Origin of the sequence: Pumilibacter intestinalis (assembly GCF_943193005.1) — a bacterium.
GTDB lineage: Bacteria > Bacillota > Clostridia > Christensenellales > Pumilibacteraceae > Pumilibacter > Pumilibacter intestinalis.
In genome coordinates this window covers 1-15,753 of record NZ_CALPCH010000004.1, presented here as the reverse complement: position 1 = coordinate 15,753, position 15,753 = coordinate 1, and the positions used below count along the sequence as shown (strand labels likewise).

Sequence of the window (15,753 nt, the reverse complement as noted above, 5' to 3'; positions counted from 1 at the left end):
GATTTTCGCGTTGTTTTTTGCTACAATATTATTTGAAAAGATTTCTGAACAAGGAAGACAGGTTTGAAATTTAAGAAATTGGAAGTTGCCGGCTTTAAGTCGTTTGCCGACAGGCTGGAAGTAAAATTCGGTGCGGGCGTTACCGCAATAGTCGGTCCTAACGGGTGCGGCAAGAGTAACGTAGCCGATTCTATACGTTGGGTGCTCGGAGAGCAGTCCGCCAAACTTTTGCGCGGAAACTCCATGCAAGACGTAATATTCAACGGAACGGAAAACCGCAAGTCGCTTTCTTACTGCGAAGTAAACTTGTATTTTGACAATACCGAAAAGCTTTTCCCGTCGCTCGATTACGATGAGGTTGTGATTTCGCGTAAACTTTATCGCAGCGGCGAGAGCGAATACTGCCTGAACAAAACGCAATGCAGGCTGAAAGATATCACCGACTTATTGCGCGACGGCGGAATGGGCAGAGAGGGCTATTCCATTATAGGTCAGGGCAGAATAGAAGAATTATTGCGCGCCAAACCCGAGGACCGTCGCGCCATATTCGAAGAAGCGGCGGGTATATCAAAGTTTAAGGCACGCAAAATAGACGCCGAGCGCAAACTCACCCGCACGCGCGAAAACATTGTGCGCGTGGAAGATATTTTGCGCGAAAAAGCGAGCTTGCTCGAACCTCTCACAAAGCAGTCGGAGGCGGCGAGAAAGTGGCTCGAACTGCGCGACAGGCTAAAGACTCACGAAATAAACATATACATACATCAATTCGATTCGGCGAGTCAGGCGAAAGGCGCGATACAGGACAGATTAAACGGAGTTTGCGAGCAAATAGAACTGCGCCAAAAAGACTGTGACGAAGCCACCGTGAAATACAACGAAACAATGGAGAGTTTGGGCGACACCGACAAATCCATAAATTCGTTGCGCGACGAATTGCTCGAGCTTACTGTGGGATTGGAAAAAGCCGCGGGCGAAATAAAGGTTTTGAAAGAGCGGCTCGGCTATCTCAACACGCAGAACGAGCGTCTCAAAGAAGAAAACGCACAGCTCGGCGACGATTACAAGCAAACCGAAACTTTTATAAGCGCGGGCGAGGAGCAGATAGAAAAACTATCGGCGGAACTTGCGGCGGCAAAGAGCGAAGCGGAGAAATTCGACGGCGAGTATTTGTCCGTTGTTGACACTCTCGCGCAAGGCGAAGGCGAAGTGGAGTCTAACCACCGCGCGGTGGTGGAAGCCATGGACAAGCTGACCGAAATACGTTCCAACATGTCGCGACTCGTGGCGGAGCGCGAGGCGTTGCATACTCAAAGCGAAGACCTTGCCAAACGAATTGCGGGAATAAGCGAAAAGCTCGCTTTTTCCACCGAGCAGAGCGCGACTCTCAAAACCGAAATAGACGGCTTTGTATCCGAAAAGAATTCGGTAACGGCAAAACTCGACAAGTATTACGAAATAAACAACGATTGCGTTGCGGAGATAAACAAGGCGGCGCAAAAGATAGACGGCATAAGCGCGAAGTACTACATGGCGAAAACGCGCCACAAGATGCTTACCGAAATGCAACAGTCTTACGAGGGGTTTGCGTACAGCGTAAAAAAATTGCTTTCCGAGGCGAAACAGCGCAAAGACCTGTCGGACAAAATAGAGGGCGTTGTGGCTTCGCTTTTGAGCGTGGGCGAGGGATACGAAACCGCGATAGAAACCGCGCTCGGCAACGCGGTGCAAAATATAGTTACGCGCAACGAAGAAGACGCCAAATATCTCATTGAATTTTTGAAAAGTTCGCGGAGCGGCAGAGCCACCTTCTTGCCCATGTCGTCAATGAAACCGCGCTCTCTCGAAGCGGAATACAAGTATTTGCTCGGTGAAAAGGGCGTGTGCGGCATAGCCTCCGACCTCGTGAAATTCGACTCGAAATATTTTAACATATTCTCGGGATTGTTGGGCAACACCGTCGTGGTCGAAAACATGGATACCGCAATTGCGATAGCGAGAAAGGCGAGGTACGGCTTTAAGATTGTTACCCGCGACGGCGAGGTGCTCACTCCGCACGGCTCTATTACGGGCGGCAGTAAAAAAGCGGAGTCCACAAACGTATTCGGTTACGAAAAAGAGATAGAAACGCTCAAAACGCAGCTCGACGAAATGGACAAGTCGCTTGCCGAGTTGAACGCTTTGCGCGACGAAAAAGTAAAAGAGCAGAAGATTGCGAGCGAGCAAATAAGGCTTCTCGGCGAGGCGCAACACAAGGCGGACGTTGAGATAGCCACGCGCACCGAGGTGCTCAACAAATTCCTTGCGGAAACCGAGGAGCTCGGAGACAGTCTTGCTTTGCTCGAAGCCGAGCTTACGGGCGCACGCGAGCGCATAGAAACCATAACGCGCGATTTCGACAGCGTGGAGTCGCTCGAGCAGATAGTGCGCGGCAAAAAAGACGACGCCAATGAAAGCGGCGAAGAACAGCGGCAGCAGTTCGACGCACTAAGAAAACAGCGCGATGAATTGCACGAAAAGATGACTTCGGCGCGAGTAAAAGTTTCCATGCTCGAAGGGAAACTCTCTTCGGCGGACGGCGAACTCGCGCGTCTTAAAACCAATCTCGAAAACATATCGCTCAAGATAGAATACGACACCAAGCAGATTGCCGAAAACGATATGTTGATTGCTCAGCTCGACGCGGAAATAAGTTCTTCGGTAAACGCCGAGGGCGACGCCGACAGCAACCGCGTGCGGGAAATACGGCATAAACTTTCCAATCTCGACGACTACAAGCAAGATGTGCAAGTTACGCTCGCTTCGCTCGATACGCGCCGTATGGAGCTTATCAACGAATTGCAGCAATTGCACGACCGCAAGAGTCGCGAGGAAATGCAATTGCTCAAAGTGGATACCGACATAGAGCAGATGCAAGAAAAGATAAAGACCGATTACGAGCTCGAGTATGCGGACTGTCTGCCGTTTAAGGTGGAGGATTACGACTTTGAAAAGGGCGTTGCAGAGGCGGGCAAACTCAATCGCCAAATGCACGCGCTCGGAAACGTCAACCTCGCGTCGATTGAGCAGTGTCAGGAAATGTACGCCGGCTATCATGAAATGGACGTACAGCGCGAAGACCTCGTAAAAGCGGAAGCCGACCTCTTGAAGATAATCAACGAATTGAGCGCGGAAATGCTCGGAAAATTCACGGAGCGTTTCGAGCAGATAAGAGTAAATTTCGTAAAGATATTCAAAGAGCTTTTCGACGGCGGCAACGCCGACCTGTTGTTGCTCGACAGCGAGAACCCGCTCGACGCGGGCATAGAGATAGTGGCGCAGCCTCCCGAAAAAAGACTGCAAAGCATATCCCTGCTTTCGGGCGGAGAACGTGCGCTCACGGCTATAGCCATACTGTTTGCTATACTGCGCCTTAAACCCATGCCGTTCTGCGTTCTCGACGAAATAGAGGCGGCTCTCGACGACGCCAACGCGGGCAGATTTGCGAAATATCTGCGCAGGTTCTCCGAGGACACGCAGTTTATAGTAATTACTCACCGCAAACCCACAATGGAACTTGCCGACAGTTTGTACGGCGTTACCATGGAAGAAAAGGGAGTAAGTAAGATTGTATCGGTTAAGCTCAGCGAGGCCATGAAATTCGAAGAAGGGCAACAGTAAGGAGAAAGCATATGGGATTTTTCGCCAAAATCAAAGAGAAACTGAAAAAGACCAAAGAAACGATAGCCTATAAACTCAATAAGTTGTTTACGGGCGGCGTTCTTACCGACGATTTTTACGACGAACTCGAAATGGCTCTCATTTCGTCGGATATCGGAGCGGAAACGGTTGAAAAACTCATGGACGACTTGCGCGACGTTATAGACGAAAAGCGCATAAGGAACACGGCGGAGGTTAAAGACGAGCTCAAAAGTCTTATGGTGGATATTCTCGACGAAAATCCCGTGCCCGAATACGAATATCCGCTTGTGTTGCTTGTGGCGGGTGTGAACGGAGTGGGAAAGACCACCGCAATAGGCAAACTCGCCAAAAAGTTCAAAAAAGAGGGCAAGAGCGTTACCATAGTTGCCGCGGATACTTTCCGCGCGGCTGCCGCCGACCAACTCACGGTTTGGGCGGAAAGGGCGGGCGTGCGCATAGTTAAGCATGCCGAGGGTGCGGACCCCGGCGCGGTGGTGTATGACGCCATAGCGAGCGCGAAGAGCAAGAAAACGGACGTTTTGCTCATAGATACCGCGGGCAGGCTTCACAACAAAAAGAACCTCATGGACGAGCTCAAAAAGATTAACCGCATAATAGTGCGCGAATATCCCGACTGCATGTATCTCAACTATATTGTGCTCGATGCCACGACGGGACAAAACGCCATATCTCAAGTGGACGTATTCAACGAAGCCATAGATATAGACGGCATAATTCTAACCAAGCTCGACGGAACGGCAAAAGGCGGCGTTGTGCTCGCAATTGCGGGCGAACTAAGCGTACCCGTGGTTTACGTTGGCGTGGGCGAGGGCATAGACGACCTCGAAGAATTCGACTCGCGCGATTTTATAGAGGCGATAATAGAATAAATTTTACGGTTGTACCGTTAATTTGCTTGACAAACAAATCGGTAAAATGATATAATACGAGTGTAAAGTAAATATACTTTAAGCTCGTATTTTTGTTTGGCAAAAGGAACTGCTCACATGAAAGATTTATCGTTTATTGCCTTGACGGACATATACGGTGACGCCCTTACCTCTAAACAGCGCGACATGATGACCGATTACTACGTTCGCGACTTTTCGCTTTCGGAAATTGCCGACAATTACGAAGTGAGCCGTCAGGCTGTGCATTTTGCGATTAAAAACGCCGAAAAGAGCCTGCTTAAGTATGAAAGCCGTTTCGGAGTGAAAGAATTCGTTTCCGGACTCAACGCGCGCATAGCGGCGGTGAGAACCGAAACAACGGGCGCGGTTGCCGCCAAACTTGACGAAATAGACGAGTATATAAGGAGCCGATATGGGACTGTTCGGTAGCCTGAGCGAAAAATTAAATCACATCTTCAGCAAGATAAAATCGCGCGGAAAACTCAGTGAGCTTGAAATAAAACAGGCTATGCGCGAGATACGCGTGGCTTTACTCGAAGCCGACGTAAATTTCGGCGTGGTGAAAGATTTTGTCGCGCGAGTGAGCGAGAAAGCTGTCGGGGAAAAGATACTCAACAGTCTTACTCCCGGTCAGCAGGTGGTTAAGATAGTCAACGACGAACTCGTGGAGCTTATGGGCTCTACGAACGCAAAGTTGAACGTATCGAGCAAACTGCCTACCGTGATAATGATGGTGGGGCTTCAGGGCGCGGGCAAAACCACAATGTGCGGAAAGTTATCGCAACTACTGCGCAAACAGGGCAAAAAACCGCTTTTGGCGGCTTGCGACGTTTACCGTCCCGCGGCAATAAATCAGCTCAAAGTGGTGGGCAAAAGCGTTAACACCGACGTGTTCGAACGCGGCGACAAAGACCCCGTAAAAACCGCGCGACTTGCGGTAGACGAAGCGTTGAGCCGAGGTTGCGACACTCTTATTATAGATACGGCGGGCAGACTGCAAATAAACGAAGAGCTCATGCGCGAGCTCGAAGAGATAAAGAAAGCTGTTAATCCCACCGAAATACTGCTTACGGTAGACGCCATGACCGGTCAGGAAGCGGCAAACGTAGCGGCAACCTTCAATCAAAGGCTGGATATATCGGGAGTTATACTCACCAAGCTCGACGGAGATACCCGCGGCGGCGCGGCTCTCTCTATAAAAGCTGTTACCGGCAAGCCCATTAAATTTTGCGGCACGGGCGAGAAAACCGGTGATATCGAACCCTTTTATCCCGACAGAATGGCTTCGCGAATTCTCGGAATGGGCGACGTTCTCACGCTTATAGAAAAAGCGCAATCCGCGGTAACCGAAGAGGAAATGCTAAAACTCGAGAAAAAACTTCGCGAGTCGGCGTTCACTCTCGACGATTTCCTCGTTCAGTTCGAGCAGCTCGGCAAAATGGGCAACCTCTCCGAGGTAATGTCTATGATACCGGGGCTACCGAACAACATGCGCATAAGCGAAAAAGACGTAGACGAAACGCAAATAGAAAGGTTCAAAGCCATCATCAAATCAATGACTATGTACGAGCGCGAGCATCCCGACGTTATAAAATCGTCGCGCCGCAAACGTATCGCCGCGGGAAGCGGCACGTCTATACAGGACGTAAACCGTTTGCTCAAACAATTCGAGCAGACCAAAGAAATGATGAAGATGATGAAAAACGGAAAAATGGGGAAAGGCGGACGACGCTTCCCGTTTTAATAAATAAGTAATTAACACGTTAAAGGAGTATTAACAAATGGTAAAAATCAGACTTACACGTATGGGCGACAAGAAAAGTCCGTTCTACCGCATTATAGTTGCGGATTCGCGCGCACCTCGCGACGGCAAGTTTATCGATATAGTGGGAACTTACAACCCGCTTTCCGAGCCTGCCGAGATAAAGATAGACGCCGAGAAAGCCAAGCACTGGCTCACCGTGGGCGCAAAGCCGAGCGATACGGTTAAGGCTATGTTCGTAAACGCGGGAATTATAGAGAACGCAAAGAAAGCGCCCGCAAAAACCAAAGCCGTTAAGAAAAAGAAAGCCGAATAAGGCGAGGAGTTAATGAGTATGACTGAACTCGTGCGATTTCTCGTAAACGCTCTCGTGAGCAATAAAGAAGCCGTTTGCATAAACGAAACGGAAGACGGCATAATTACGGTAAGCGTAGACAAAGCCGATATGGGCAAGGTTATAGGCCGACAGGGCAAAATAGCCAAGTCTATCCGCACGATAGTGAAAGCGGCGTGCGCGGGCGGCGAAAAGCAGTACACCGTAGATATTTTGGAAGCGGAATAAGGCATTACGAGGAGAGAATTTCCACAAATTCTCTCTTCTTGTTATACGAGGAAATATGGACTATATCACCGTAGGAGAAATAATCAAAGCGCAAGGCATAGCCGGAGAGGTGAAAGTAAAACCTCTTACGGCTTGTGCCGAGCGTTTCGGAAAATTGCGCGTTTTGTATATAGACGGCAAGCCTTACAAAATGCTCGGACTGCGTATAGACCGCGGTTACGTGTTTTTGAAATTGCAGGGCGTAGACGACAGAAACGCCGCCGAAATGCTGCGCGGCAAGTTTTTGAGCATAGACAGAGTGAACGCGGTAGAGCTTGACGACGGAGAGTATTTCATAACCGACCTCATAGGTTGCGCCGTGGTTGACGAGAACGGAAAGGAGCTCGGGAAGATAACCGACGTATTGCAAAACGGCGGAGCGGTAGACGTGATATGCGCCGTGAGTTCTCTCGGAAAAGAGTTCAGGTTTCCGTTTTTGAATCGCATTGTTTCGAGCGTGAATATTGCGGAAAAGAAATTCGCCGTAATCGAAAAACTGCTCAACGAGGTTTGCGTTTATGACGATTAACGTGCTTACGCTGTTTCCCGAAATGTTCGACGCACTCAAGCACAGCGTTACGGGAAGGGCGTTTGATGGCGAAATAGTCAATTTCCGCGCCGTGAACATAAGAGATTACAGTAAAAATAAGCACTTTAAGTGCGACGATTATCCTTACGGCGGAGGTGCGGGTATGGTTATGACTCCGCAACCCATATTCGACGCGGTGCAAGCCGTAGACTCCGAGCATTCGTGCCGCAGAATATATTTGTCGCCCAAAGGCGGAACGCTTACGGCGGCAAAAGCCAAAGAGCTGTCGGCATGCGGCGATTTGCTTTTTTTGTGCGGACATTACGAAGGCGTGGACCAACGCGCGATTGATTTGTGCGTAGACGAAGAACTGTCGGTTGGCGATTACGTTCTCACCGGCGGAGAGCTTGCCGCAATGGTGACTATAGACGCGCTGATGAGATTTGTGCCGGGTGTGCTCGGCAGCGAGCAGTCGGCGGTGGACGAGAGCTTTTCAAGTTCGTCGCTCGAATATCCGCAATACACGCGCCCGAGAGTGTTCGAGGGATTGAAGGTGCCCGAAGTGCTTGTGAGCGGGCATCACGAAAACGTGGAAAAATGGCGCAGGGAGCAGTCGCGCAAAATCACCGCTTTGCGCCGCCCCGACTTAATAAAAAACGAAACTTGATAACGGAGAAAAACCGAGTGATAAATTGGTACCCCGGACATATGACCAAAGCAATGCGCATGATAGAAGAGAACCTGCGCATTGCCGACACGGTGGTGTACGTGCTTGACGCGCGCGCACCGCTTAGCTGTATTAACCCCAATTTCGAGAGCATGTTGGGTAGTATGCCTGTCATATATGCGGTAAACAAGGCCGAACTCGGCGATAAAACGCGAGTTTCCGAGTGTATTGCGCGTTTGAGCGCAAACGGACGAAGGGCAATAGCGCTTAGCGCAACCGCATCCAAATCCACTGCGCCCGTACTGAATGCAATACGCGAGCTGTGCGACGAAAAGATAAACAAAGCTCTTCTTAAAGGCGTGCGCAAAAGCATAAAGTGCATGGTGCTCGGAGTACCCAACACGGGCAAGTCCACCATAATAAACAATCTTTGCGGCAGTGCGAAAACCGTTACTGGCAACAAGGCGGGGGTTACGCGCGGCAAACAGTGGGTGCGCGTAAACGAGCGACTCGAGGTGCTCGACACTCCGGGTACGCTCTATCCAAAATTGAGCGACCAGCGCGTGGCTCGCCGCCTTGCTTATATAGGCAGTATAAAAGACGAAATACTCGATACTTACGAGCTTGCGTGTTCGCTTGCCGACGAGTTGAACGAGTTGTATCCCGAAGCTATAACTTCGCGCTACAATATAGAAAAATCGACGGGAGAGGAGTGCTTGCAAGCCGTTGCGAGGTCGCGCGGCTATTTGTTGAAAGGCGGTAGTGCGGATACCGAGCGAGCGGCTCTTGCGCTTATAGACGATTTGCGCAGAGGCAGGCTCGGCGCGATAACCTTTGACAGAGTTTCGGAATTTGAGTAACATGAAAACCGTGGAATTATTCGAATACGACAGAAAGTTTTTGCCTAAAACGGTTGCGGGAATAGACGAGGCGGGGCGAGGTCCGCTCGCAGGACCCGTGGTTGCGGCGTGCGTTATAATGCCGCTCAACGAAATTATAGACGGCATAAACGACAGCAAAAAACTAGGCGAGAACAAGCGGGAACGTTTGTATGCGTTGATTACCGAGAAAGCAGTGGCTTACGGCGTGGGAATAGCGGAGCGCGAGAAGATAGACGAGATAAATATTCTTAACGCAACCAAGCTCGCAATGAAGTCCGCATGCGAAAATATGGGCGTTATGCCTGACATAGTACTTGTAGATGCGGTAAAAGGCTTGGATATTTCTTGCGAGTGCGTTCCCATAATAAAGGGCGACGCTACGAGTTACAATATAGCCGCGGCTTCCGTAATAGCCAAAGTTACGAGAGACAGGCTCATGCGCGGTTATGCGGAAATGTATCCCGAGTACGATTTTTCCAGAAACAAAGGGTACGGAACGGCAAACCATATTAACGCGTTAAAGCAGTTCGGAAAGTGTCCCATACACCGAAACACTTTTATAAAGAACTTTATCGGAGAGCAAGGTAATGAGTAAGCGCGACAATAAAGCAAAAGGCAAATGCGGGGAGGAAATAGCGTGCGCCTATCTCAAAAAAGCGGGCTACGATATCTTTCATAAAAATTTCTCGACCCGTTTGGGCGAGCTTGATATTGTTGCCGCCGACAGTTCCGCGCTTGTTTTCATAGAGGTAAAAACCCGCTTAAACGACGAGTTCGGCACTCCCGCCGAAGCGGTGGATTACCGCAAGAGAAGGAAAATAAGCGAGGTTGCCGCACAGTACATAAAGAAATACAGATACTTTGACGTGCCCGTTCGTTTTGACGTAATAGAGGTTTACATAGAGGACGGCACCGTAAATCACATAGTGAACGCGTTCGACAGTTTTTTGAGATATTGAGCGGCACGCCTGTGCTCGGAATAAAAGGACGGGCAGGGATACAAAATAAAGTAAAAAACACTTGCAATCGTGTGCGATTGGGTGTAAAATATGTATAAGTTATAAGATATAAGGAAATTGCAATGTCGGTTATGCCTCAAACCGTTTTGGCGGTGAGCGTTTCAATCCCGCCCGAAACGGTATTCAATATAGGACCTTTGCAGGTCACCGATACCATGGTAAGCGCGTTTGTCACGATGCTTGCGCTTGTGTTGTTTGCGCTCGTCGTTCGCATTTTCTTCATACCGCGTTGGCGAAAAGACGACGAACACGTTTCGGGGTTCAGGCTGTTTATCGAAGCGATGGTTAATATCTTCGACTCGTCGGCTCGCGAACAAAACGGCAATTACGGCGGATTTGTAGGACCTTTCTATTTCGCGCTTGCCGGATTTATCGCGCTCGGCACGCTTATGGAACTTACGGGCATGCGCCCGCCCACGAGCGACTTAAACGCGGGACTCGCGCTCGGACTTATGTCTTTCGTGCTCATAGCGTTTTTCGGCTTTCATAAGAAAAAGGCGAGAAGGCTGTTGCATTACTGCAATCCGATAAACGTGATTAGCGACGTGGTAGTGCCTTTTTCCTTGGCTTTGCGACTGTTCGGGAGCGTGTTCTCGGGCTATATAATCATGCACCTTATTTACAGCTTGCCCGTTTATTTGAACATTGCTCTGCCTGCCGTAGGTTCGGTGATATTTACGCTCTTTCACGCGCTTATACAAAGTTATATATTTATGTTCCTGTCTATGAGTTTTATAGGCGAGGCTATAGAATAAAATTTCGGAGGTAACAAAATGGTTCCCGTACTTACTGCAATAATGGCGTTTCTTACGTCTGCCGACGGACTGCAAGCGATAGGAGCGGGCATTGCCGGACTTACCGGTTTCGGCGCGGCAATCGCAATGGGCATTATAGGCGGCAAATCGGTTGACGGCATAGCAAGACAACCCGAGGCCGCGAATAAAATACGCAGTTCGATGATGCTCGGTCTTGCGTTTGCCGAAACCACCGCAATATACGGCGTTCTCGTGGCTATTCTCATTATGGTGCTATAAGACAGGCAATGAAAGAGATATTTGAAAAACTCGGACTCGGCGGTTGGGATATATTGTTTCACGCCGTAAATTTGGTAATACTTATCGTTGCGCTGTATTTTCTTTTGTTCAAACCCGTAAAAAAGATAATTGCGGGGCATAGACAAAAGCTCGACGAAATTTACAAAGAAAATCGCCGTATGCACGAGGAAACCGAAGAACTCAAAAACAGCTACGACGAAATGAAGCAAAACGCGCTCGCGGAGAGCGCGCGCATAAACGAAAAGGCGGCGCGTCGCGGCGGCGAAATAATAGAGGAAGCACAGCGCAAAGCCGACGCTATTGTGGAGAACGCCCAAAAAGAGGCTGTTGCCGAACGACACCGTATCAAAAACGAATTGCATGACAGCGTGGGGCACATTGCCGTGGAAATAGCGGGCAAGATACTCGAGCGCGAGGTGAGCGAAGAGGATAACCGCCGTATTATAGACGAAAGTCTTTCGGAGTGGGAGAAATGACCGAAAAAGTATGCGTGTTCTCGGCAAAACCTTTGACCGAAAAAGACAGGCTTCGCATAGAAAAAATCTTCGGAAAAAAGCACAGTAACGCTGTGGAATACGAATATCGCATAGACACGGCGTTACTCGGCGGTTTGCTCATAATAGACGGAAACGATTATTACGACTCCACCGTTTCGAGCAGACTGGCAAAAATGAAGCGCAACTTGAGCTGAACGGAGAGCTATGGAACAGGAAGAAATAACGCTGATAGAAACGGGGATACGGAAAAAAATCAATTCCGTAACTTTGGACTATGCCGTTAAACCCGCGGGCAGAGTGAGTTTTTCGGGCGACGGCGTGATAAAAATAGACGGCTTGGGTTCGGCGAAATACGGCGAACTTTTGGACGTGGGTGGCGAAACTCAGGCTATAGTTCTCGGACTTTACGAAAACGAGGTGGATGCGATTGTGCTCGGAGAAGAAGACAAGGCTTCGGCGGGCATGATAGTAAAAGCCACGGGCAGAATTGTGGAAGTGCCCGTAGGCAAAAAACTTTTGGGCAGGGTGGTAAATCCGCTCGGCACGCCCATAGACGGAATGGGTGAAATCAAGGGCGCGAAACGCCGCCCCATAGAAGCACCCGCGCCCGAAATATCCGACCGCGGCAAAGTGAATACCCCTCTTCAAACGGGCATATTAGCAATAGACTCCATGGTTCCCATAGGCAGAGGGCAACGCGAGCTTATAATAGGCGACAGGCAGACGGGTAAAACCTCTATTGCGATAGACTCGATAATAAATCAAAAAGGCAAAGGCGTTGTGTGCATATACGTTGCCATAGGTCAAAAGGCGAGCAGCGTTTCGTCAATACTGCACACGCTTATCGAGCACGACGCTATGGACTACACCGTTATAGTGTGCTCCACCGCCAAAGACTCCGCGCCGCTTCAGTATATCGCGCCGTACAGCGGGTGCGCTATTGCCGAAGAGTTCATGTATGAGGGCAAAGACGTTTTAATAGTTTACGACGACCTCAGCAAGCACGCGGTTGCTTACAGGTCGATGAGTTTGCTGTTAAAGCGTCCGCCGGGGCGCGAAGCGTATCCGGGAGATATATTTTACCTGCATTCCCGACTTTTGGAACGAGCCGCAAAACTTTCGGCGCAAAAGGGCGGAGGTTCGATTACCGCGCTTCCCATTGTGGAAACTTTGGCGGGCGATATTTCTTCTTACGTGCCTACAAATATCATATCCATTACGGACGGGCAGATATATCTCGAAAGCGAGTTATTCAATTCGGGCGTTCGCCCCGCGGTAAACGTGGGACTGTCGGTTTCGCGCGTGGGGTCTGCCGCGCAGGTACCGGGCATGAAAAAGGTTAGCGGCAAACTGCGTTTGGATTTGTCGCAGTACCGTGAACTTGCGGTGTTCGCCCGTTTCGGGTCGGACCTCGACTCTCAAACTGCGGCAAAGCTCGAGCAGGGGCGGCGCACCACCGAAACGCTCAAACAGGACGTACATGTTACAATTCCCGTTGAGCGGCAGATAATTTTGCTGTATATAACCATGAAGGAACTCAACAAAAACGTAGCCGTAAAAGACGCGGCGCGTTTCAACGAGGAATTTTTCGGCTATCTCGTTGCCGCGTATCCGCAGGTTGTGGAAGACGTACGCAAGAGCGGCGATATAAGCATGGACACGGGGATTGCCATAGAAGACGCGGTGGAAGAATTCGGAAGGATATTCAAAAAGTAACATGAAGAATTTTTCCGATATAAAGCATCGCATAAAGAGCATTTCCGATACGAGGAAAATAACGGGCGCAATGGAAACCATTTCGGTTGCCAAAATGCGCAAGGCTTTGCGCCGCTATGAAAACAACAAGGCGTATTTCGAAACGATACGCGGCGTTATAAGCGATATAATATTGCGCACCGAGAAAGCGGAACACAAAGTTTTTATGCAGTCGGCAAAGCGCAAAGCGGCGTTTATTGCGATAGCTTCGGATAAAGGGCTTGCCGGCGGGTTTAACCACAATATTTTGGCGTTTGCCGAAAGGGAAATAACGCGCAGTATCGAGCCGCACGTGTTTGCCGTAGGGCAAGTATGCGAAGAGTATTTTACCAATCGCGGCATAGCCATAGACGGCGCGTTTGCTGACGCGTCTTACGAGCCGTCGGTAAAGCAGGCGGCGGAGATGAGCGAACGCGTATACTCAATGTTCGACCGCGGAGAGATTGACGAAGCGTATATAATTTACACGGCAATGGAAGGGCGCGGCAAAATGACTCCCTCCGTGCTCAAGTTGTTGCCGTTCGACCGCAACGAGGTGTTGGGCGAGCGCGACGAGAACATTGCGGACGCACGAGAGTGCGAACGGATATATTACGAGCCTTCGCCCGAAGAGGTGCTCGCGACGCTCATACCGCAGTATTTAACCGCTATGATATACGGCGCTTTGATACAAAGTTCGGCTTGCGAGCACAGTCAGCGGCGCAGTGCGATGAACAGCGCGACTCGCAACGCAAACGAGCTTCTCGAAAAGTTGCAAGTGGACTACAACAGGGCAAGGCAGGAAACCGTTACGGACGAGCTGAGCGAAATAGTAACGGCGGCAAACGGAGTGCAGAATGAAAACCGAAACTGAAAATCTTCATAAAGGCAAAGTAATAGTTGTTTTGGGACCCGTGGTCGACGTGGAATTCGACGGCACTTATATGCCTAAAATTCACGAGAAACTGTTGGTGAAAATGGCTCAAAACAATTTTGTCGCGCTCGAAGCGTTCAGTCACGTGCGTAGCGGAGTGGCGCGTTGCATAGCGTTGCGCGCAACCGACGGAATGAGCAGAGGCATGGAGGTTTACGCCTCGGGCGAACCGATAAAAGTGCCCGTAGGCGAGAGCGTGCTCGGGCGAGTAATGAACGTACTCGGCGAACCGATAGACAACAAGGGCGAAATAGTTGCGGAAAAACATCTTTCCATTCACCGCAAAGCTCCCGAATTTTTCGAACAGTCGCCTTCCGCGCGAGTGCTCGAAACGGGCATAAAAGTTATAGACCTCATAGCTCCGTATGCCCGCGGCGGAAAAATAGGACTGTTCGGCGGCGCGGGCGTAGGCAAAACGGTACTCATAATGGAACTTATTCGCAACGTGGCGCACGAACACAACGGATACTCGGTGTTTACGGGCGTTGGCGAACGCAGTCGCGAAGGTTACGAAATGATAAGCGAAATGACCGAAAGCGGCGTATTGGATAAAACCGCGCTCGTGTTCGGGCAGATGAACGAGCCGCCCGGTTCGCGTATGCGAGTTGCTCTCACGGGTCTTACCGTTGCTGAATATTTCCGCGACGAAATGAGCAAAGACGTTTTGCTGTTTATAGACAACATCTACCGTTTCGTGCAGGCGGGAAGCGAGGTTTCGGCAATGCTCGGGCGAATGCCGAGCGCGGTGGGTTATCAGCCTACGCTCGCTACCGAAATGGGCGCGTTACAGGAACGGATAACAACCACCAAAAGCGGCTCGATTACCTCCATACAGGCGGTATACGTTCCCGCCGACGACCTGACCGACCCCGCGCCCGCGGCGATTTTCGCCCATCTCGACGCTACCACGGTGCTGTCGCGCAAAATTGTGGAACAGGGCATTTATCCCGCCGTAGACCCGCTTTCGTCGGGAAGCAGAATACTCGAGCCGAGAATAGTGGGAGAAAAGCATTACCGCGTTGCGCGTAAGGTGCAGGAAACTTTGCAACGGTACGCCGAATTGCAGGACATAATAGCCATACTCGGCATGGACGAACTGGGTGAAGAGGATAAGCGCACGGTGTACCGCGCCCGCAAAATACAGCGTTTCTTTTCGCAACCTATGTTTGTTGCAAGCGTATACACGGGCATGGAAGGGCGTTACGTACCCGTTAAAACCACCGTTGAATGTTTCGACGAAATACTCAAAGGAAACGCCGACGAATATCCCGAAAGCGCGTTTTATATGGCGGGCGACCTCGACGAGGTGAAAGAAAAGGCAAAGGGGCACTGAGCATGGAAAAGAGTTTTATGCTTAACATAGTAACCCCCGACCGCGAGTTTTTTTCGGGAAACATAGAGTCGCTTATAATTGGGGAGCAAGAGCTTAAACAGTATCTGAAATTTGTTTGCGCCCATTGCCCGCATTAAAAGTATCTTGTCTTC

The 15,753-nt window shown here is 50.1% G+C and carries 19 protein-coding genes; all 19 read left to right on the top strand.

What is annotated here, in order from left to right:
- Positions 1-63 precede the first annotated feature (63 nt).
- Positions 64-3,657: a chromosome segregation protein SMC gene (smc, locus tag NFR55_RS02760; RefSeq protein ID WP_251546008.1), complete on the top strand. Its 3,594-nt coding sequence runs from the start codon at positions 64-66 to the stop codon at positions 3,655-3,657.
- 11 nt (positions 3,658-3,668) lie between these two features.
- The gene (gene ftsY / locus NFR55_RS02755) at positions 3,669-4,568 is read left to right on the top strand and encodes a signal recognition particle-docking protein FtsY (RefSeq protein WP_251546005.1); all 900 of its coding nucleotides are present in this window, start codon (positions 3,669-3,671) and stop codon (positions 4,566-4,568) included.
- Positions 4,569-4,685: 117 nt separating this feature from the next.
- A complete protein-coding gene (ylxM, locus tag NFR55_RS02750; RefSeq protein ID WP_251546003.1) occupies positions 4,686-5,018 on the top strand; it encodes a YlxM family DNA-binding protein in 333 nt (110 codons plus the stop codon).
- Positions 5,002-6,333: a signal recognition particle protein gene (ffh, locus tag NFR55_RS02745; RefSeq protein WP_251546001.1), complete on the top strand. Its 1,332-nt coding sequence runs from the start codon at positions 5,002-5,004 to the stop codon at positions 6,331-6,333. Before ylxM ends, ffh begins: the two co-directional genes overlap by 17 nt.
- Positions 6,334-6,370: 37 nt before the next feature.
- The gene (gene rpsP, locus NFR55_RS02740) at positions 6,371-6,667 is read left to right on the top strand and encodes a 30S ribosomal protein S16 (RefSeq protein WP_251545999.1); all 297 of its coding nucleotides are present in this window, start codon (positions 6,371-6,373) and stop codon (positions 6,665-6,667) included.
- 18 nt (positions 6,668-6,685) lie between these two features.
- Positions 6,686-6,913 carry a KH domain-containing protein gene (locus NFR55_RS02735; RefSeq protein ID WP_251545997.1) on the top strand — a complete coding sequence of 76 codons (228 nt, stop codon included), beginning with the start codon at positions 6,686-6,688 and terminating at the stop codon, positions 6,911-6,913.
- Positions 6,914-6,968: 55 nt separating this feature from the next.
- Positions 6,969-7,481, top strand: coding sequence for a ribosome maturation factor RimM (rimM, locus tag NFR55_RS02730; protein WP_251545995.1), 513 nt, complete (start codon positions 6,969-6,971; stop codon positions 7,479-7,481).
- Positions 7,471-8,148, top strand: coding sequence for a tRNA (guanosine(37)-N1)-methyltransferase TrmD (trmD, locus tag NFR55_RS02725; RefSeq protein WP_251545993.1), 678 nt, complete (start codon positions 7,471-7,473; stop codon positions 8,146-8,148). The genes rimM and trmD overlap by 11 nt, the downstream gene beginning before the upstream one ends.
- A gap of 17 nt (positions 8,149-8,165) precedes the next feature.
- Positions 8,166-9,008, top strand: a complete 843-nt coding sequence (gene ylqF / locus NFR55_RS02720; RefSeq protein WP_251545991.1) for a ribosome biogenesis GTPase YlqF — start codon at positions 8,166-8,168, stop codon at positions 9,006-9,008.
- A gap of 1 nt (position 9,009) precedes the next feature.
- A complete protein-coding gene (locus NFR55_RS02715) occupies positions 9,010-9,624 on the top strand; it encodes a ribonuclease HII (protein ID WP_251545989.1) in 615 nt (204 codons plus the stop codon).
- Entirely contained in the window at positions 9,617-9,988 is a 372-nt protein-coding gene (locus NFR55_RS02710) for a YraN family protein (protein ID WP_251545987.1), read from the top strand. The genes NFR55_RS02715 and NFR55_RS02710 overlap by 8 nt, the downstream gene beginning before the upstream one ends.
- Positions 9,989-10,110: 122 nt before the next feature.
- Complete coding sequence (locus tag NFR55_RS02705) at positions 10,111-10,803, top strand: F0F1 ATP synthase subunit A (protein WP_251545985.1); 693 nt, start codon at positions 10,111-10,113, stop codon at positions 10,801-10,803.
- Positions 10,804-10,821: 18 nt separating this feature from the next.
- Positions 10,822-11,082, top strand: a complete 261-nt coding sequence (atpE, locus tag NFR55_RS02700; protein ID WP_251545983.1) for an ATP synthase F0 subunit C — start codon at positions 10,822-10,824, stop codon at positions 11,080-11,082.
- An 8-nt stretch (positions 11,083-11,090) separates the two neighbouring features.
- Complete coding sequence (locus NFR55_RS02695; protein ID WP_251545982.1) at positions 11,091-11,579, top strand: F0F1 ATP synthase subunit B family protein; 489 nt, start codon at positions 11,091-11,093, stop codon at positions 11,577-11,579.
- A complete protein-coding gene (locus NFR55_RS02690) occupies positions 11,576-11,794 on the top strand; it encodes a F0F1 ATP synthase subunit delta (RefSeq protein WP_251545981.1) in 219 nt (72 codons plus the stop codon). The genes NFR55_RS02695 and NFR55_RS02690 overlap by 4 nt, the downstream gene beginning before the upstream one ends.
- A gap of 10 nt (positions 11,795-11,804) precedes the next feature.
- On the top strand, positions 11,805-13,316 hold the full coding sequence (gene atpA / locus NFR55_RS02685) for a F0F1 ATP synthase subunit alpha (RefSeq protein WP_251545980.1): 1,512 nt from the start codon (positions 11,805-11,807) through the stop codon (positions 13,314-13,316).
- A gap of 1 nt (position 13,317) precedes the next feature.
- A complete protein-coding gene (gene atpG, locus NFR55_RS02680) occupies positions 13,318-14,208 on the top strand; it encodes an ATP synthase F1 subunit gamma (RefSeq protein WP_251545979.1) in 891 nt (296 codons plus the stop codon).
- On the top strand, positions 14,192-15,601 hold the full coding sequence (gene atpD / locus NFR55_RS02675) for a F0F1 ATP synthase subunit beta (protein WP_251545978.1): 1,410 nt from the start codon (positions 14,192-14,194) through the stop codon (positions 15,599-15,601). Before atpG ends, atpD begins: the two co-directional genes overlap by 17 nt.
- A 2-nt stretch (positions 15,602-15,603) precedes the next feature.
- A complete protein-coding gene (locus tag NFR55_RS10495; protein WP_275556903.1) occupies positions 15,604-15,738 on the top strand; it encodes a hypothetical protein in 135 nt (44 codons plus the stop codon).
- The last annotated feature ends 15 nt before the right edge of the window (positions 15,739-15,753 follow it).